The following is an 18,619-nucleotide window of genomic DNA, read 5'->3' on the forward strand; positions in this document are numbered from 1 at the left end:
GTGACAGTTTATCCCATAGCGCTTGACAAGCGGAAGAGAGGATAATATACTGTGACCTGCTAGGAAATAATTTTTGACAATATGAAAGGAAGGAACCACCATGAGCGCCATCAAGCTGCGTGAAAATCTCTGGTCCGTGGGCGTCCTCAATCCGACGCTGCGGGTCTTTGACATCGTAATGGAATCCAAATACGGTACCTCCTACAATGCCTATCTGCTGACGGGAGAGAAGAATGTTCTGATCGAAACGGTCCATACCGATTATTTTGATGAATATCTGGATAACATCCGCCAGGTCATTCCCCTGGAGGATGTGGATTACCTGATCATGAATCACAATGAACCTGACCATTCCGGCAGCGTGGCCAAGTTGATGGCAGTTTGCCCCAAGCTGGAGATCATCGCCACCAAGGCGGGCAAAAAGCACCTACAGGATATCACCAACCTGGATCTGCCCTGCCGTGCCGTGGCCGCAGGTGATACCCTGGACCTGGGCAACCGGGTGCTGGAGTTCATTCCCTCTCCCATGCTCCACTGGGCCGACTCTATGTTTACCTGGGACAAGGAGGGCAAGACCCTCTTTACCTGCGACTTCCTGGGCTGCCATTTCTGTGAGCCTACCATGCTGGACAAGAACATCCACGTCAAGGAGGCCTATGAGGGCGAGTTTGCCTACTACTATGCCGGCATCTTTGGCCCCTTCAAGCCCAGCGTGCTCTCTGGTCTGAACAAGATGCCCGCCGACGTAGAGCTGGTGTGCCCCAGCCACGGCCCCTGCCTGACCGAGACCATTGCCAAGGCCAAGGAGCTCTACCGTACCTGGAGCACTCCCGCGCCCAAGACCCAGCGTACCGCCTTTGTGGTGTATGCTTCCGCTTACGGCTGCACCCGTACCCTGGCAGAGACCGCTGCCAGAGCCCTGGAGGACGAGGGCTATGCCGTCACTGTGGCGGACGTCACTGTGGAGTCCTATGAAAACTGTGTGAAGCTGGCCCATGAGGCCGACGTACTGCTGGTGGGCTCTCCCACCATCAACCGCGCCGCCCCCAAGGCTGTGTGGGACGTGCTCACCTCCATCGACCCCATCAACCTGAAGGGTAAGGCCGCCGGCGCCTTCGGCGCCTATGGCTGGAGCGGCGAGGCTGCCCCCATGCTCCACACCTTCCTGAAGGGCCTGCGCTATGCCGCTCCTGAGGAGCCCTTCCGCATTCTCTTCACTCCCACTCAGGCTGACCTGGACGCTATGGCTGACTACGCCCGCAGTGTAGCCGCCCTGTGCACCGTGCCGGTGGACGCCCCCAAGACCGAGGGCGGCAAGTGGGTGTGCGCGCTGTGCGGTTACATTTATGATCCTGCCGAGGGTGATCCTGCTCACGGTGTGGCTCCCGGCACCCCCTGGGAGCAGGTGCCCTCCTCCTGGTCCTGCCCCCTGTGCGGCGTGGACAAGGAGATGTTTAAAAAAGCGGAGTAAATCTTCCAAAATAGAGCCGTTTGCGTGTTGCGTCGATACGGCTGCAAAATAAAAGTAGACACTCACAAGTGTGGGTGTCTACTTTTTTGTGGTAAGTCAACCTATGTATAGTTCTTCCACAGCTCCTGTCCCGCCGCTGCATTGAGATACAAAAACCCTGTTCAGTACAGGACTGAACAGGGTTTTCGATAAATTTGCTTTTTCTGGGCCTGTTTTCTCTTAACCGGCGCCTACTGCACCACTACCACGCGGACCTTGCCGCCGTCCTCCGGCGTGCGGTCGTAGTAGATGGTGATGTTGTCGGAGAAGGCACGGGCCTGATTGAGGGCATCCATGGGGTCCTCCGCCGTAAACCACTGCTTGGTGGTCTTGTTGTAGCACACCACATTGTCCGAGATGGGCAGCACCATATCAGTGGTGGTCACCGTCTTGGCCTTCATATCAAAGGCGCTGCGGCGTACGCCGTCCTGCTCCTTCAGGAACACATAGCCGGCAATCTTGGCAGGACCATCCTTTAATGTGTTCAGAGAGGCTACCACGCCGCCAACTGCGTTGCGGGGCACTTCCACACCTCCCACCAGTTCCAGCTTGCTCTCGCCGCTTTTGTCCGAGGTGGTCACGATCACGGTGGAGTTAATGATGGGACCCATGCTGGAGGAGGTCTCCATTGTCCCCTTGCTCATAAAGCCGTAGGTATACAGATCGCCGGTCACGTCATCCAGCACCAGCACATTGTACCGGCCGGCATAGTCCTTGCCGGCATACAAGATCTTGGAGGCGGGCACGCTGGAAGCGGTGATCTGGCTGTACTTGACAGGCTGGAGCTTGCTGCTGCCCACCTTCTCGTACACCGCCGCATTGTCGGCCAGAGCCACGCCGCCCAGGGTGCGGGCAGCCACCTCCAGCTTGCCGGTGACCCCGCTGGAGGAGCCGCCGGTGAGGCGGGTCAGGCTGATCTGGCCCAGCTTATAGGAGGAGACGGTGACCAGCTCGCCCAGCATTTTGGTCGCGCTATCGTTCCGGTAGGCGGTTTTGCCCTTCACCTCACCCAGCACACTGTCCAGCAGCTGTACAGTTGCTTCACCGTTCTCTGCATTGATCTCCTTCACATAACCCACCGCATTGCCCTTGGCGGCGGCGGTGGTGACCGCACCGGCCACCTTTCCGTCATTGGTGAGCAGCAGAGTCAGGGTATCGCCGATCTTGAAGTTGCGCAGATCCTCCACCGCACAGGGCAGCACCGGCAGCTCCACACCCATGACCCAGATCTTGGCCGGGGTATCAGTATTGGGGTAGACGTTCTCATACATACCGGTGAGCCGCAGGTCGGAGATGTTCATGACCTTGGCGCCGCTGTCATAGGTGGCCACGTCGTACTGACGGATGTCATTGACGGTGGCAGGCATCCTGTTCTTATAGATCTGGTAATTGCTCTCCCCCTTGGCCAGGGCGGTGAAAGGATTTCCGGAGGGCACGCTCCGGGCCACCATGGCGGTGTCGGAGGCGGAGGCGGAGCGCAGGAACACATAGTCCACCTTGCCCTCTGCCGTGTAGTAGAAAGTGGCGGGGGTGCCCGGCTTCAGGTCCTGCCACAGCTCCTCATATACCTTCTTCTCGCCGTCCTGGTACACGGTGGTCTGAGGCGGCAGCTCCAGGGTCTCGCCGCCGGTGAGCCGCGCTTCATTGTAGGCCCACTCAGCCACGTTGACTGCCCGGCTGGTGATATTCTCCTTGGGCTGGAAGGCCAGCAGCTTGTCGTTCTTATCCAGCACCACGTCGCCCTGCATACCTTCCAGGCGCTCGTCCAGGCCCGCCCGGTCGGTCTTGTAGGTGCCGGTGGTGGTCTTGACCGCGGTGTTGGAGCCGGCCAGGGTGGCGTTCACATCCAGCAGGATGCCGCCGTCCTCCACTTTGCAGCCCAGACCGGTGAGGTAGAGGCTGTCGCTGCCCTTGGTCTTGGCAAAGAGCAGGTTGTAGAACAGGATGGCAGCCTGGCCGCGGGAGATGGTGGAGGCGCCGGTCAGGTTCAGCTTATCCAGCAGTCCGGCGGAGCCGGCCAGCCCCATATAGCCGTCGTACCAGTTGAGACCGCCTGCCACATCGCCGTCGCTGTAACCCAGCACCCGCATGAGGATGGTGACGGCCTCGCCGCAGGTGATGACCCGGTCGGGCTGGAATGTGCCGTCGCCCACGCCCATAATCAGGCGGGTACCCGCTGTGGCGCTCTCCCCGTCACCGCCGGAGGAGCCGCCCACAGTGATGGAGGCAGCCAGATTGATGTAGCCTCTGGCCCAGTGGGTGGAGCTGACGTCGGTAAAGATGGTGCGGCTGCGCTGGGCGGGCTCCTCGTCGCCCCGGCCCATGATCTCCACCGTCATCTTGCAGAATTCGCTCCGGGTCAGGGTGCCCTGGGGCCGGAACGCGCCGCCGCCGGTGCCGTTCACCACGCCCAGCAGGCGCAGCATCTCGGCGGCATTGGCCTGGTCGGGATCGGTGATGTCGGTAAAGGCTGAATTGCCTGCCGCGGAGGCGGAGGGCACCACCAGCATACTCACCAGCAGCGCCACCGCCAGCAGGGCGGAAAGCCATTTTCTCACTTTCATACACTCACTCTCCTTTAGTCTGCCCGCAGGGCTTCCACCGGCTGGAGGCCGGAGGCCTTAATGGCAGGATAGAGGCCAAAGGCCACGCCAAGGGCAACGGAAATGAAGAAAGCGCCTACCGTTATCCCGGCGTTGGGTATCAATATGGTATGGAAAGACAGTTTTCCCACGATCAAGGTACCGATATAGCCCACGATGATACCGAAGATGCCGCCGATGCCGCAGATCATGCAGGCTTCGATGAGGAACTGGGCAATGATGCTCTTGCGCTCGGCGCCGATGGCCTTGCGGATACCGATCTCACGGGTACGCTCGGTCACGGTGACCAGCATAATGTTCATGATGCCGATACCGCCCACCGCCAGAGAGATGGCGGCGATACCGCCCAAAAAGCGCTGCTGCATCTGATCCTGCTCCTTACCCTCCTCCTGCATCTGGTTGGGGGTGGTAACATCATAATATCCGCTGTTAGGATCAATGACGCCCTGGAGAAAACCCTTGAGCAGCGTGATGGCCCGGGTGGTGGATTCCGAATCCTTGGCCTTGGCCACGAAGGTATCCATGCTGGTCCGGCTGTTCAGCACCCGGTTCATAGAGTAGGGCAGCACGATATAGCGGTCCATACCGGTCATATTATTGGGATCTTTTTCCTTGTAAACGCCAATAACCTCAAACGGGATATTGTTGATGGTGATACTCTGGCCCACCGGGTCCATGTAATTAAACAGGGCGTCGGCCATCTTGGAGCCCAGCACACAAACCTGGTTGTAGTTTTTCACATCCAGGTAGGCGATGTCTCTCCCCTTTGCCAGGGTAAAGTTGTTGCACAGGGAGAACTGCTGGTTGCCCATCACCACCTGGGGAGATTCCTCCCAAGAGGTATTATAGTTGTCCAGGGTTTTGGCGCCGTATTTGATGACGGTTTGATTGTACATCTGCACCACCGGGGTAACGCCCAGTACATATTCGTCCAGCTCCATACAATAGTCATACAACTCATCGGATACCTTCTCGCTGTTCCAGCTGTTGGCCTGGATGTTGATGATGTTGGTACCCAGGCTCTCATAGAAGGCCCGCATCTGCTGGTTCTGCCCCTGGGCATAGGACACCAGGATGATGACGGCAGCCAGACCGATAATGACACCCAGCATGGTAAGGACCGAGCGGGCTTTCTTGGCTGCAATGGATTTGATGGCGATCTTGAACGCCTGCGACAGATTCATGCAAAAGCCCCCTCCCTGTTTCCGTCATAGATGATACGTCCATCGGAAATGCGCACCACCCGCTGGGCGGTGGAGGCAATGCCGTTGTCGTGTGTAATGAGGATGATGGTGGAGCCCTCCTCATGAAGCCCGTGGAGGATCTCCAGCACATGCTTGCCGGTGCGGGAGTCCAGGGCGCCGGTGGGCTCGTCGGCCATAATGATGGGGGGCTGGGTGGCAATGGCCCGGGCGATGGCCACCCGCTGCTGCTGACCGCCCGACATCTCGGTGGGCTTGTGGTCGGCCCGGTCAGCCAGACCTACCCGCTCCAGTGCGGCCTCCACCCTCTCCCACCGCTTGGAGGCGGAAACCCCCTGATAGATCAGGGGAAGTTCCACATTCTCCCAGGCGTTGAGGGCGGGGATCAGATTAAAACCCTGAAAGATAAATCCGATCTGCTTGTTGCGGATGTGGGCCAGCTGTTTGTCCGTCAGTTCGGTCACGTCCACCCCGTCCAGATGGTAGTCCCCATAGGTGGGGATATCCAGGCAGCCCAGGATATTCATCAGGGTGGACTTGCCGGAGCCGGACTGGCCGATGATGGCCACGAACTCCCCCCGGTCTACCGTGAGGCTCACCCCGTCCAGGGCCCGGACCTCGCTTTCCTCCCCCTCATGGTAGATCTTGAAGAGATTTTTCACATCGATCAGCATATCAGCCACCCCAACTGCTGGCGTTCTGGGTGGCGTAACCGATGAACACCTCGTCACCTTCATTCAGGCCCCGCTTGATCTCCACCCGGGTGGTGTCGGCCAGGCCGATCTCCACCGGCACGGCCCAGAAGCCCTCGGGGCATTCCCAGGCGGGATCAGGCTCCAGAATGGCATTCGCCGGGGCCTCCTTGGACTTGACAAAGACGATGGTGCCGGTCTCTCCATCGGTGGAGGGGCCGCCCATACCGCCGCTGGCGCCGCCGCCAGTGGAGATACCCGGGCCAGGCATGACTACTACGCCCAGCTTACGGGCGGAAACGCCGCCGGAATACCGTTGAGGTATTGCTACCGCACCGCCGCTGACAGACATATCTCCGTCTATGATCATGCCGCCGTCATCGACGTTCACATCGCCGTCGCCCACAGTTCCGCCGTCGTCCACGGACATATCGCCGTCATCAGGAAGATCACTGCCGCCCATTTCACCGCCGTCCGTACCGTCCTCTCCGCCATCGCCGGCAGGGGGCGCATCCATGCTGTCGGGCAGCGTCACATTGCCGAAGCTGACATACTTGACAGCGGCCACCGGCACGGTAAGACAGTTGTCCGACTGGCTGGCCACAAAGGAATAGTTAACGTAAGTACCGGGGATCATGGAGCCGTCAAGATTGTCCACCGAAACCACCGCGGGAACAGAGGCCACGCCGTTTTCTCCGGATGCGGTGAGGGAGACGCTCTGCACCACGCCCATATAGGGAGTACCATACTGGTCCAGCTCCACCATCATGCCCACCTTGACATACTGGGCATTGCGCTCGTCCACGCTGATCTCCACCGTCATCTGAGAGGTATCGGCAATGCTGATGCCCTGACCGCTCTGCACCTCGGCGCCCTCGGTAAGGCTGCAGGAGAGCACGGTACCCGCAATGGGAGAGACACCGTTGTACTTGCTCAGCTCATTGTTGGCCTCCTTCAGCTTCTCCTGTGCTGCCTTCAGCGCCTCCTGTTTGGCGCTGATCTCCTGGTCGGAGTTCTTGGCGCCCAGCTGGACCAGGACCTGGCCCGCCTTCACATCGGAGTAATTCAGCAGTCCGACGCTCTCTACCGGGCCGGAGGCCTTGGCCTTCACCACAGTAGTTTCATAGAATTCCAGCTTGCCATTTTGATAGGGGTAAATGGGAGTGCCGTTGGCGTCAGTGAGGGAAGCGGAAACCTCCATCCCCTCAGTGAGGGTACCGGGATTATCCAGCACAAAGACCACCTCAAAATGGGTGGCTCCCTCCGGGGAAACAAAGCGGACCTTGTTGATCTTCTCCACCGTTCCGGTACGGCTGCCCATGATGGAGGGGATGGTGATCTGAGCGGTCTGTCCCACCTTGATGCTGTCCTCATAGGCATAGCTGTAGTAGAGGGAGACGCGCAGTTTGGTGTCGTTGACGATGGTGGCGATGGTATCGCCCTCGTTCACCGTATCCCCCACCTTCAGGTCGGCCACCTCCCTCAGGTTGCCGGCGTGAGGTGCCTTGATGGTCAGCTCTCCGATCTTTTCATGGACCGCCTGGAGCTGTTTCTGGCAGTCATCCACCGTCTCCTGGGCGGCCTTGACCGCCTCACGGGCAGTTTTGTCGTCCATGCGGTAGAGGGGCTGGCCCTCGGTGACCTGGTCGCCCTCCTTCACATAGAGCTCCAGGATGGTGCCGGTACCCGGCGTGACGGTGGCCGATTTGTTGGCCTTGGCCATGCCGCTGCCTTCCACCTTTACCTGGATGGACCCCAGCTGGACGGTATCCGTCATGGCCTTGCCCAATCCCGTCTGATCCTCCCGAAACACAAAGTACCACAGCGCAAAGATAATTCCGGCGATCACCGCCGCAGTAATGAGCAGGCCCACGATGAGCTTGAGCTTGCTGCGGCGCTTCTTCTTTCTGGGGCCGGAAGGCGTCCCGGCCGGCGGCGTCTGGATCGGAACGGGCTGCTCGAGCACAGGCGTCTGTTGATCCGTCATATTGAACTCCTCCTTATACACTTGCTTGTTCATTGCCATTCTAGCATACCAGGTAAGGTAAGCAATGACAAAGCAATGACAAATTCTTAATAAATCCTTAAGTTTCCCTGCTAATTCCAGGAAGGGCACCCGGCAGCACCAGTGTATGCCCTTCCCCGAAAAATCTTCGCCGAAAACCGCCGTGTCTATTATTACTTTAGACGTTTCAAAAAGCAAGAAGTTCCCATAAAAAAACTCCCATGGGATGCCAAACGATCGCACCCCATAGGAGTTTTCCATAAACTATACCGTTTTGATACTCCGTCAGTTTTCCGCTTTATGCCGCGCAGCCAGCGAACAAGCAGGCCCCTCTGCACTGCGGCTTTTCAGGAAATCCCATCTCTTCGTTTCATCCGGGTGGTCTACCAGGAACTGCTCAATGGGGCAGACTTTGCTCGCTTCCTTGGAAGAATGGACCAAAGGAATCATCGCTTCATATTGGACTTCTATGTGCTGCCGCTTCAGCTCCTGATATCCATATTCAGACAGCTTCCTGGCGTAACAGACGGGTACTCCCAGCCGCACCGCAAACATCGCCAAAGCAACGCCAAGCTGATCTGCATAGAGGCTGCCATACCCATCCTTGGGGAGCTGGCCGGTAAACCACTCCCTGCACAGAGCCGATACCGGACTTTTCCCGCTCTCCCATATCACACTGCCGTCAGTTCCGGTCAGGATCGCCAATGCCTCTTTGCGTACAATTCTTTCCATCAATTTTTCATTCATAGTATACTGTACTCCTCGCAGCAACTCACTTTTCCAGCTGCTCTACCGCACGCTTGAGCCGCTCCAGTCCTTCCATCACGATTGAGCGAGGTGCGGCAAAGTTGAACCGCATAAACCCAAATCCTTCCCTTTCCCCAAATGTGGTCCCGTCGTTCAGCAGGATCTTGGCCTTCTGGAACATAAAATCCTTGAGTTCCTGTTGTGTCCGGAAACCAAGTTCGCGGCAGTCCAGCCATACCATAAAGGTGGCTTCGGGATCAATCGCGGTGACACCCGGAATATTTTCATTGATGTACGCCACCACCTGGTTCTTTGTCTCGTTCAGATAAGCCACGCACTGATCAGCATAGGAGTCGCCGTGGTTATAGCAGGCCATCAACGCCACATTGCCGAAAATATTGCGTCCCATTCCTTTGCTGTAGGTCTGCTGATTCATCATACGGCGATAGACTTCCTCGCTATGGGTAAACCATGCCGCCGTCCGGACGCCAGCCACATTAAAGGTTTTGGCCGGGTTGATAAAGGTAACCGAATGCTCCGCCAGTTCCTTGGACAAGCTGCAGAAGGGAACAAATTCATTGTGGTCAAAGATGATGTCTGCATGGATCTCATCCACGCCGATCATCACATGATTCTGCAGACACAGTTCGCCCATCCGGGTCAGTTCCTCCCGGGTAAAGCAGCGGCCGGTGGGATTCTGCGGATTACAGATGAACAGAATCTTTACCTTTGAGTCCTTCAGTTTCTGCTCCAGATCCGCAAAGTCGATCTCATAGCGTCCGTTGACCAAGCGCATCTCATTATAGACCAGCTGGCGGCCATTATTTTTCACCAGATCATGGAACGGCGGATAGACTGGGGTCTGGAGCAGGATCTTATCTCCTTCGCTGGAAAATTCCTTGGCAAACCAAATCATAGCAGGGATCACGCAGGGAGAAAAATCAATAAAGCGCGGCTCCAGTTCCACGTGATGGCGCACCTTGTACCACCGGGCAACGCTGTTTTCAAAGGCCATGTCAATATAAGGATATCCGTAATGCCCCAGCTCCACCCGCTCCAACAGGGCCTGCTTTACCTCCACAGGGCTAGGGAAATCCGTATCCGCGATCCAGAAAGGCAGCACATCCTCGGGGCACAGGCTGGGGTCATATTTCTTTGCATCCGTTCCTCTGCGCTCAATTCCTTTGTCAAAATCATAGATCACATCGCTCATTGTCACTATGCCTTCCTTTCTTCTTGTTTACATAGTACCATATTTCATTCATTACAGGGACACAACGATATAGGAAACGATCATATTGCAAATAAACATTACCACTGCTGGCATCGCACAGCGCTTAACGATCTTGGTAATATCAAGTTCCGCCATGCCCGAGATCGCGATCACTACGCCCGCCACCGGAGACATACAGCGGCCAATACCGGAGGAAAGCTGCATGGGAAGCGCAATGGTGGCGGTGGAAACACCCATTTGCATCGTCACATCAGGAACCAGGGGGCCAAACGCATACCAGGACGCGTTGCCACTGCCCAGAAGCATACCTGCAAAGAAGGTAATCAGAGACATGAGCACCATCGTCACAATAGGAGCGCTCTTGATTGATGCAAGCCCATTGGAAAGAATGGTAATACCGCCCAACAACTGAATGCCCTCAGCAAAAACAGCGGCGCCTATCAGAATGCTGACTACGGTGGCAAAAGAGTTTCCCATAGCCTTCATAACCACATTAAGGTCGTTGGTCACTTCCTTGCGGTTTCTTCGGCGGATCAGTTCCAGAACAAACACAAAGGTCAAACCGATCAGATTGGCAGGCACTACATCCAACTTAATATTGGGAATGAAGCTAAAGACCGTGATCAGCACCAAGGGCACCACAGGCAACAATGCGTACACCGCAGGGCAATCAGGAGCTTCCGCCTCTTCCTGCCGCATAGTCTCAATGGTATCGTCCGTCTCCTTTTTATCCATATGATGCAGATAAATAGGAAGGAAAATGGCACAGAGAACAATCAGGATCACAGCAACTTTGCCCTGATAAGTCAGAAAATAGTCCATCATAGACATTCCAACTACTTCTTCAGCGGCAAAAATGGCACTGGAATCATTGGGGCCCCAATCCACAAAGCCGCACATGATGATGGTCACAGCCGCACTGAGCTTACTGATTCCAAGCGAGGTCAGGATCGGGAACGCCACCGCCATCAAAAGCATACCCAGGCCTGAATGACTCGTGATAACAAGCTTCAAAAGCGTTCCAATGATAAATAACATACCGAGCACAATATAGGGGTTTTTGATTTTGGAAAGCGGTCTGGTTGCCAAATGAGCCAACTTGGTAGAGGCACCGATATGAGACATATATACAGCATACCCTGTAACAGTCATCAATGTAAGCCCCACGCCGGATGCGTTGGCAGAGAATTGACTTGCCGCATAGGCAAAGACATCTACAATCGCATTCCCCGTTGAACTGCTCCCCATGACCGACTCACCGGTTATCAAAGCTGAAACAAACAACACCAGCATACCAGACATCAGAAAGACAAAAACTGAATTATACCGTTTGATAACAAGGATCGCAACCAGCGCAATGTAGACTAATGTTACAATCACGGATAAAACACCGTTCATGACGCATCTCCCTTCCACCTACTCTAACATTTTTAGTTTTCCATCCTGCAGACTGGCCATGTATACTTCCCGCCATTTACTGTTTCGCTATTAAACAATATGTTTAGGTTGTATACAAGTTTGGTTAGATTGTAAACTCACTTCCCAGACCTGTCAAGTCGATTGGACAGAATTCTACATTTTTCATAAGTTATATGAAATAAAATCTGTCAAAGTGCCAAATTGAAATGAACCTCTTTTGCGCACAAAAAAGCTCCCTGCGAGAAACGTTGAATAACGTTTCTCGCAGGGAGCCGCCTTTGTCTGCATGATTCATATTCTGTTCCAGGAATCAATTGGCCTGCTTCATGACCTCTCTCCGCTTCTGCCGCTCCTGCAGCTTTTTCTCCCATATTCGCCGCTGCTGGACCTCCCGCCGTACCTCCAACCAGTTTTCCAGAACTGCAAATGTAGTATTGATCTCCTCTTTTGTAAATTTTTTGCGCACGATATCCATTGATTCGCCAAAATGGCCGGCATCGTAGTTCCGATGTGCTTCATCCAGTTGTTTCCCTTTTTCGGTAAGGAAAAGGTGATTGCGCTTATCATTTTCCGGATCAGCAACCCGAAATACAAGTCCTTTATTTTCCAGCTTTTTTAGAATCTGGGATACTGCTCCCTTTGTCTTTCCGTTGTCCCGGGCCAGCTGTGTAACCGTGATCCCATGGTTATCCGCTATATATTTCAGCGTATGGACCTCCACCACCGTATAAACGTCGCCGGTTCCATAATCATGCTGCGTTTTTGTGGACATATACAGAGCCGATACCTGATGAAGAATATCCACCGCATCAATATTACTGTAATCCTTGTATGGGCCCTGACTCATCATCACATCGATCCCCTTTTCCGATCAACCGCATTGCCTGCAAACGCAAAATGGTATCTTTCTCTCTCCGCACCTAAAATGCCATGTTTTCTTTAGTATAGCACAGTTTTTTCTTCTTTGCCAAGCAAAACCACACTGCTGTCCATCCTTTTTCACACATCATGAATAAACTGCGTATTTGCTGTCTCCGCGTCCGGGAAAAATATCCACTTCTCGCACAACACTCCGTCATATCACGCGGGCTTTTCCACTCAGAATTCCACCAGGTACCGCTCATACCCGTTGATCACCCGGGTATTCCCGCAGCGCTGTTCCCGCTGGATGCTCCGTCCGTAGTTCAGATGGGTGTGCCCGTGGAAATGGAGAGCAGGCTGATACTTGTCCAGCAGGCGGTTAAAGGCCCGGAAGCCGGTGTGGGCCAGATCGGTGCAGGGCACCATGTCCTTCCCCGGCGCGTGAGTCAGCAGGATGTCGAACCCCTTTTTAAAAAATAACTTTGGGGCCAGCTTCCTGGCCCGAAAGTCCATCTGCCTGTCCGTATATTGATGGGGCCCGCTTTTATAGCGCATGGAACCGCCCAGGCCCACGATGCGTAAGCCCTGGTACTCATAGCACTGCCCGTCGATACAGGTGCAGCCCAGAGGCGGATCCTTCTCATAGTGCCCGTCGTGGTTGCCGTGGACATAAAGCACCGGGCAGTGTGCAAAGGTGGCCAGAAAGGACAGGTAGTGGGATTTCAGGTCCCCGCAGGAGAGGATCAGGTCCACCCCTTCCAGCTTATCCGGCGTATAATAGTCCCAAAGAGCGGGGGACTCATAGTCAGCCACCACCAGAATCTTCATGTCGCTCCAACCTCCTCAAAACCCTGTAAGCGCATCCACTCCCTGGCCCGATCGGTAAGCTCCTCAGGTTTGGGAATGGTTCCTTCCACATAGGTGGACAGCCAGTTCATGGACAGGATCTGTTGGGCGGGCAGAGGGCCGTCATCCCCATACACCACATGACCCTGCTGATTCATCAGCACCCCGTAGAAGGGGTCCAGCCGCTCGGCCCGTATGGCGTCCCGCAGCACGCCGGCCAGCCGCCGGGTCCCGGCGGGCAGGCGGCGGGAACAGAGCACATCCACGATTTTCTGGTTCAGGCCCCACCAGTAACTGATGGCACTGCTGCCCCGGCTCTCTTTCTTCCAGCTGCCGTCCAGCACCCGCCGCACCAGGCTCTGGTAAAACCGGCCCCAGTCGCAGTGGATCATCGCCAGATTGTGCAGATCCATGGACCGGGGCCCGGTGTTAGCGGCCAGCCGGTCCAGATAGTCGATGTACACAATGCCCTTGGCCCGGAGACTGTCGATGCCTCCGCCCTCCTTCAGGCAGTCCCAGGACAGCAATACCCGGGCGTCGGCGTTGACCATTCTTGCTCCCTGGGCAAAGGCATTGATGCCGGCAATGGTACCGGAGGTAGGGTAGTCGGCCACATAGCCGATCCAGCCGCTGCGGGAGAGGGATCCGGCAATGGCTCCCTTGATGAACTTGGCCTCGTGCATCCGGGGATAGTAGGTCCGTACCGATGGGTAGGAGCTGTTGAGGGAGCAGTTGAAGAACTTCACTTCCGGGTGGCGCACCGCCTGTTTCACACTGGGCAGCAGCAGAGAGGGATCGGTGGTAAAGATCAGGTCCGCCCCCTTGGATACCGCGTCATTGATGGCCTTCTCCGCCTCCTGTTCCGTGCCGGCGTTTTCATAGGAGCAGGTATAGAGCTGATCGTGCATGGTATCTTCCAACAGATAACGGCCGCATTCATGCTCATAGACCCATCGGGAGGTATCGCTGCTGCCGGCATGAATAAAGGCGGCGCACAACCGCTCTCCAATGGGATGGAAGGTGAACAGAGGCTTTTTCACCGTATCCTCCAGCATGAGGGTCACTCCCGCGTTCTCCAGTCGGTTGAGCACCTCCTGCCGGATCATGGGCAGCTCCCGAGCGATCTGGGTGGACAGTTTACCCCGGGAAGCCTGATAGCCAAAGAGCTTCACATACACCAGAAAAGCCAGGGAGACGTACTGCTGATCGGCGTTCTCCCGCAGGCAGGCATCCCGAAACATATAGTAAAAGGAACGGAAGTTGTGGATTTCCTCGGCGCTCCACGCCCCCCGGCTGGGCCGGCCCATGGCCTCCAGCAATTCCCGGTACTCCCCCGGCCGGCGGAACACCAGGAAATTCAGGCCGGTCATTTGGTAAAAATCAAGAAACTCGTAGTAGGCCGCCACCTCCGGGTCATCCGAGGGCCGGGGCAGCAGGCGGGTGACCACCGCCGGAACTGTGATGGCTCCAAAGTATTTCAATACGCTCACCCGCTTGTGGCCCTCCACCACATAGAAGCGGTTGAGATACTCCACCGCCTTGATAGGGTCCCGGATCCCTTCGTTCAGATGTGCCTGGCAGAGGGCCGCCCATTTGCCGGCAAACTCACTGTCTGCCTCCAAAACAGGATAGAAGCCGGGAGAAAAACTATTCCGCCTCAGCTGGTTGCAGGTACCCACGATGAGCTCGCCGGGCACCTCCACCACGCCCAGACTCTCTCTCCGCATGGCAAGCTCCTCCGGGTCGCCAGGCAGGACCCGCAGACCGGTTTCTTCCCCCCTGGCTGCCGCTGCCCTGATCTCCTTTTGTCCCAGACGGAGTGCGTTGTGGTATTCCTCCAGCATCGGCATATCCGCCGACCTCCTTTCCATTCCGGCCCTTCTTCTCTCCCAACAAACTACCACGGCCAGGGTAAAATTACAATCTTTTTCTCCTTCCCCAACCTGGTCCTAGTGGTAATAACATACAAAAAAGGAGTGCTTCGGTTGAAGAATTACCCAAGCCGTGCTATAGTAGTATCCGTTGGTCAGGTTTCCGAGCGCCTGACACTGCTGCATCTATCCGAACCGGCTCCACCGGTCCGTACGATAAAGGAGATTTTCCACATGAACGAACATACTTATCATAAGGGCACTGTGCCCTGTCATACCTGGCGCATGATCCGCGCCCTGGAAGAGGACCTGTACTGCAAGCGCCCCGCGGTCCCCGGCCGCCGTCCTGCCATTGTGATGCCTGCGTCTCTGTTTGTCCTCAAGGCTGTGGCGGAACCTGCTGCTGCCCCTGTAACGGAGCCCGCCTCCAACGTCTTTGATCTGCGTATGGAGCAGTACGGCGACGAGCTGGCCCGGCTGTACCGGGACCAGTTCCACGGCGATCTGGCCGCCTGGGACCGGCTGACCACCCTGCTGCGCCAGAGCTGGGAGGCCCGCCGGAAAGAGCTGCGGACCCAGGACGAGCGCCGGGCCGCCGATACCGGTTGGTACTGCCGCCGGGATCTGCTGGCCATGGCCGTGGATGCCGCCAGCTTTGCCGGTTCCCTGGCCGGGGTGGCAGACCGCCTGCCCTACCTGAAGGAGTGCGGCGTCAGCTTCCTGCGTCTCAACGGTGACGGCAGCCAGGAGGAACTGGCCGGTCTGGCCGACGCCTGCCGGGCCCAGGAGATCCTGCTGGCCCTGCCTCTGAAGGCCGACGCCCCCCAGGACGCCGCCGCCTTCCACGCCTGGGTCGAGCAGCTGCTCTGTCTGGCCGGTCTGGGCACCGATGCCATTCGTCTGGGCGATCTGTCCCGCCTGCCCCACAGTGTACTGCGGATGGCCCGCCTCATCTGCGCGCTGGTCTGTCCCGGCGTACTGCTGATGGGCAAGGCCCCCGCCCACGGCGAGGCCCCCTATTTTGGCAGTGAGGATAAGCCTGAGTGCCATCTGCTCTGCCGGGATAACGGCGCCCTGCTGTTCCACACTCTGGCTACCGGAGACGTATCCCTCCTCCGCCACGAGGTGGAGGCATCCCTGTCCTCCGCCGTTCTGTTCCTCAACCGGCTCCACGGGGACAGCGGTCTGGACTGGGCCCTGGACTACGGCTGGCTGAACCAGCACTGCGGCACCGATGAGTATGCCCACCGCCAGTACCTCAACGACTGGTCCACCGGCAAGTTCCCCGGCAGCAGCAGCCGGGGCGAGCTGTGCCGTGAGGGCAAGGTGTGCGGCACCACCGCCTCCCTGTGCGGTGTGGAGGCCGCCGACTATGAGCAGAACGGCATCAAGCTGGAGCGGGCTGTGGCCTGCGACCTGCTGCTCCACGCCTTCCTGCTGACCCAGAGCGGTATGCCCCTGCTGACCTGCGGCGACGAGGTGGGCCAGCTCAACGACTACAGCTACCATGAGGACGCCGCCCGGGCCGATGACGCCCGCAACCTCCAGAACGGCCCCTTCCAGTGGGAGCTGGCCGCCATGCGTGACAATCAGGAGACCCGCCAGGGCAAGCAGTTCCAGAGCCTGCGCCGCCTGGAGCAGCTGCGCGGGGCGGAACCCGCCTTTGACGCCCGGGCTAATGTGTGGACCTTCGATACCGGCAACCCCCATGTGCTGGGTCTGGGACGCTGGTATGAGGGCCGCAAGCTGGTGGCACTGTTCAACTTCAGCGGTGACTTTGTCACTGCCGGCGCGCCTGAGGGCGGCGCCTTCGACGAGCTGATTTATGGCGGCCACTACGACGAGATCGGCCATGTGGAACTCTATCCCTACGGCTTTGTCTGGCTGCTCCAGCAATAAACCGCTTATAACAGGCAGCAGAATAGAAGGTGGACCAGGAACGCGGATTCCTGGTCCACCTTTTTCTATGTCCATTTATCCCTCCGGCAAGCTGCCTGTATAATCCTTTGCACCGTAATCGCGCACAGAGGAATTGATTTTCCGATGAACCATCCACCTCCCCCCTGTTACAGCTTTTCCCTGTCGGTGCCTCCCCAAAGATAAGGCCCATCCTGACGGCGGTTTTCCGGTTCCTGGTTTCTGATATACTATGCAGCCCGCAGATTGTTTTCCCCTCCTGATAGTTCTAGAATGAAATGGCAGAAAACCATTCTTAACGGAGGTGCCTATGATGAAAAAGCGCTTGTTATCCCTTGTGCTCACCCTGTCCCTTTCTCTCTCCTTGTGCCTCACACCTGCACTGGCGGCCGCCGGGCTGTCCAACTTTACCAAGAGCAAGACCTATACTCCCGGTCAGTTCACCGATGTAGCCTCCTCCACCTGGTACACCTCTGCCGTCCAGGCCGCCTATGAATACGGTCTGATGCAGGGTTCCAGCGACACCACATTCAATGTAAGCGGCAAGCTGACCATCGGCGAGACCGTCGCCATCGCCGCCCGTCTCCATGCCACCTATCAGGGCAATGGATACACCTTCACTGCCAGCGAGCCCTGGTATCAGACCTATGTGGATTACGCCCTGACCAACGGCATCTGCCAGGCCTATCCTGACTACACCGCCGTGATCAGCCGGGCCGCCTTCGCCACCATTCTGACCAATGCCCTTCCTCCTGAGGCTCTGCCCGCCATCAACACGGTGGAGGAAAACGGCATTCCCGATGTGCCCGGCGATGCCAACTACCATGACGCGGTCTACCTGCTCTACCGGGCCGGCGTCCTCTCCGGCACCGATTCCGCCGGCACCTTTGCCCCCTTCAACCAGATCACCCGGGGCGAGGTAGCCGTCATCCTGTCCAGCATGGTGGACCCCTCTCTGCGCAAATCCTTCACCCTGAAGGCGGTGGTGAAGCCCACCTCCCTCACCCTCAGCGCCCCCAACTTTGTGGTGGACGCCGGCGCCAGTCAGGCGCTGAAGGCCACTGTGGCCCCCGCCAACACCACCCTGCCTGTGACCTGGTCCTCCTCCAACACCAACGTGGCCACCGTGGCCTCTGACGGTACCGTCACCGGCGTCACCCCCGGCACCGCCACCATTACCGCCACCTGCGGTTCCCTCACCGCCACTTCTGTGGTCACCGTGCAGAAGGTCCCCCCCATCGGCAAGCCCACAGGCTTCTTCTTCACCCGCAACAGCGTCAACGGCATCACCCTCTCCTTTGACGGGAAAAACAACTCCGGCAAGACCATCAATTACTACACCGTCCATGTGACCTTCCTGGACCCCATCGGCAATCCCGCCTACGACGAGATCACCCACAAGGCTACCGCATCTGTGCGCTATGTGGGACCCATTGCTCCCGGAAGAGGCATCCTTGTTTACAAGCTGATGGGCTATGTGCCCGCCTGCGACGCCATCCGGATCGATACCATTGATCTGGAATATGCCGACGGGACAAAGGAGACCATCGTTTATAACCAGACGACCCATCGGGAGGAACATTTCTGATTCTGCCGCCCGGGTTGCAAAACAGGCATGAAAGGAGCCGCCCAATTGGGCGGCTCCTTTCATGCCTGTATCGTTGGACTTCTCAGCTGCTGGGACAGATATGACAGGGGCGGGGGGGGGGGGG

General features: G+C 57.2%; 13 protein-coding genes. 3 read left to right on the top strand and 10 right to left on the bottom strand.

Translation table 11 applies throughout. From position 1 onward, the window contains the following. Nucleotides 1–100 precede the first annotated feature (100 nt). Nucleotides 101–1,471, top strand: a complete 1,371-nt coding sequence (locus WHJ28_RS13480; RefSeq protein ID WP_340042580.1) for a rubredoxin — start codon at nt 101–103, stop codon at nt 1,469–1,471. A 230-nt stretch (nt 1,472–1,701) separates the two neighbouring features. On the opposite strand, the gene WHJ28_RS13485 is transcribed toward WHJ28_RS13480, so the two are convergent. The 10 genes from WHJ28_RS13485 to WHJ28_RS13530 form a co-directional block, all read right to left on the bottom strand. Beyond that, entirely contained in the window at nt 1,702–4,074 is a 2,373-nt protein-coding gene (locus WHJ28_RS13485) for an S-layer homology domain-containing protein (protein ID WP_340042581.1), read from the bottom strand. A 14-nt stretch (nt 4,075–4,088) separates the two neighbouring features. Continuing rightward, nucleotides 4,089–5,297 (bottom strand): ABC transporter permease, encoded by a 1,209-nt coding sequence (locus WHJ28_RS13490; RefSeq protein WP_340042582.1) that lies wholly within the window; start codon nt 5,295–5,297, stop codon nt 4,089–4,091. After that, nucleotides 5,294–5,989, bottom strand: coding sequence for an ABC transporter ATP-binding protein (locus tag WHJ28_RS13495; protein ID WP_340042583.1), 696 nt, complete (start codon nt 5,987–5,989; stop codon nt 5,294–5,296). Before WHJ28_RS13495 ends, WHJ28_RS13490 begins: the two co-directional genes overlap by 4 nt. Before the next feature lies 1 nt (nt 5,990). Next, entirely contained in the window at nt 5,991–7,994 is a 2,004-nt protein-coding gene (locus tag WHJ28_RS13500; protein WP_340042584.1) for an efflux RND transporter periplasmic adaptor subunit, read from the bottom strand. 303 nt (nt 7,995–8,297) lie between these two features. Further along, nucleotides 8,298–8,759 (bottom strand): DUF1893 domain-containing protein, encoded by a 462-nt coding sequence (locus WHJ28_RS13505; RefSeq protein ID WP_340042585.1) that lies wholly within the window; start codon nt 8,757–8,759, stop codon nt 8,298–8,300. A 25-nt stretch (nt 8,760–8,784) separates the two neighbouring features. Continuing rightward, nucleotides 8,785–9,972 (bottom strand): MalY/PatB family protein, encoded by a 1,188-nt coding sequence (locus WHJ28_RS13510; RefSeq protein WP_340042586.1) that lies wholly within the window; start codon nt 9,970–9,972, stop codon nt 8,785–8,787. Nucleotides 9,973–10,023: 51 nt separating this feature from the next. After that, entirely contained in the window at nt 10,024–11,391 is a 1,368-nt protein-coding gene (gene dcuC, locus WHJ28_RS13515) for a C4-dicarboxylate transporter DcuC (protein ID WP_340042587.1), read from the bottom strand. Nucleotides 11,392–11,722: 331 nt separating this feature from the next. Next, nucleotides 11,723–12,262 carry a MarR family winged helix-turn-helix transcriptional regulator gene (locus WHJ28_RS13520; RefSeq protein WP_340042593.1) on the bottom strand — a complete coding sequence of 180 codons (540 nt, stop codon included), beginning with the start codon at nt 12,260–12,262 and terminating at the stop codon, nt 11,723–11,725. Between the two features lie 248 nt (nt 12,263–12,510). Further along, nucleotides 12,511–13,101 (bottom strand): metallophosphoesterase family protein, encoded by a 591-nt coding sequence (locus WHJ28_RS13525; RefSeq protein ID WP_340042588.1) that lies wholly within the window; start codon nt 13,099–13,101, stop codon nt 12,511–12,513. Next, the gene (locus WHJ28_RS13530; RefSeq protein WP_340042589.1) at nt 13,098–14,969 is read right to left on the bottom strand and encodes a BMP family ABC transporter substrate-binding protein; all 1,872 of its coding nucleotides are present in this window, start codon (nt 14,967–14,969) and stop codon (nt 13,098–13,100) included. The genes WHJ28_RS13525 and WHJ28_RS13530 overlap by 4 nt, the downstream gene beginning before the upstream one ends. A 255-nt stretch (nt 14,970–15,224) precedes the next feature. Between WHJ28_RS13530 and WHJ28_RS13535 the strand changes: the two genes are divergently transcribed. Further along, on the top strand, nt 15,225–16,889 hold the full coding sequence (locus tag WHJ28_RS13535) for an alpha-amylase family glycosyl hydrolase (RefSeq protein WP_340042590.1): 1,665 nt from the start codon (nt 15,225–15,227) through the stop codon (nt 16,887–16,889). Between the two features lie 328 nt (nt 16,890–17,217). Further along, a complete protein-coding gene (locus WHJ28_RS13540; RefSeq protein ID WP_340042591.1) occupies nt 17,218–18,495 on the top strand; it encodes an S-layer homology domain-containing protein in 1,278 nt (425 codons plus the stop codon). Nucleotides 18,496–18,619 lie beyond the last annotated feature (124 nt).

Source organism: Flavonifractor porci (assembly GCF_037572415.1).
In the GTDB taxonomy this organism is placed as follows: Bacteria; Bacillota; Clostridia; order Oscillospirales; family Oscillospiraceae; genus Flavonifractor; species Flavonifractor porci.

Excerpts from the sequence above, each read along its gene's own strand:
- WHJ28_RS13480 (WP_340042580.1), top strand. The coding sequence starts at position 101 with ATGAGCGCCATCAAGCTGCGTGAAAATCTCTGGTCCGTGGGCGTCCTC.
- WHJ28_RS13485 (WP_340042581.1), bottom strand. The coding sequence starts at position 4,074 with ATGAAAGTGAGAAAATGGCTTTCCGCCCTGCTGGCGGTGGCGCTGCTG.
- WHJ28_RS13490 (WP_340042582.1), bottom strand. The coding sequence starts at position 5,297 with ATGAATCTGTCGCAGGCGTTCAAGATCGCCATCAAATCCATTGCAGCC.
- WHJ28_RS13495 (WP_340042583.1), bottom strand. The coding sequence starts at position 5,989 with ATGCTGATCGATGTGAAAAATCTCTTCAAGATCTACCATGAGGGGGAG.
- WHJ28_RS13500 (WP_340042584.1), bottom strand. The coding sequence starts at position 7,994 with ATGACGGATCAACAGACGCCTGTGCTCGAGCAGCCCGTTCCGATCCAG.
- WHJ28_RS13505 (WP_340042585.1), bottom strand. The coding sequence starts at position 8,759 with ATGAATGAAAAATTGATGGAAAGAATTGTACGCAAAGAGGCATTGGCG.
- WHJ28_RS13510 (WP_340042586.1), bottom strand. The coding sequence starts at position 9,972 with ATGAGCGATGTGATCTATGATTTTGACAAAGGAATTGAGCGCAGAGGA.
- dcuC (WP_340042587.1), bottom strand. The coding sequence starts at position 11,391 with ATGAACGGTGTTTTATCCGTGATTGTAACATTAGTCTACATTGCGCTG.
- WHJ28_RS13520 (WP_340042593.1), bottom strand. The coding sequence starts at position 12,262 with ATGATGAGTCAGGGCCCATACAAGGATTACAGTAATATTGATGCGGTG.
- WHJ28_RS13525 (WP_340042588.1), bottom strand. The coding sequence starts at position 13,101 with ATGAAGATTCTGGTGGTGGCTGACTATGAGTCCCCCGCTCTTTGGGAC.
- WHJ28_RS13530 (WP_340042589.1), bottom strand. The coding sequence starts at position 14,969 with ATGCCGATGCTGGAGGAATACCACAACGCACTCCGTCTGGGACAAAAG.
- WHJ28_RS13535 (WP_340042590.1), top strand. The coding sequence starts at position 15,225 with ATGAACGAACATACTTATCATAAGGGCACTGTGCCCTGTCATACCTGG.
- WHJ28_RS13540 (WP_340042591.1), top strand. The coding sequence starts at position 17,218 with ATGATGAAAAAGCGCTTGTTATCCCTTGTGCTCACCCTGTCCCTTTCT.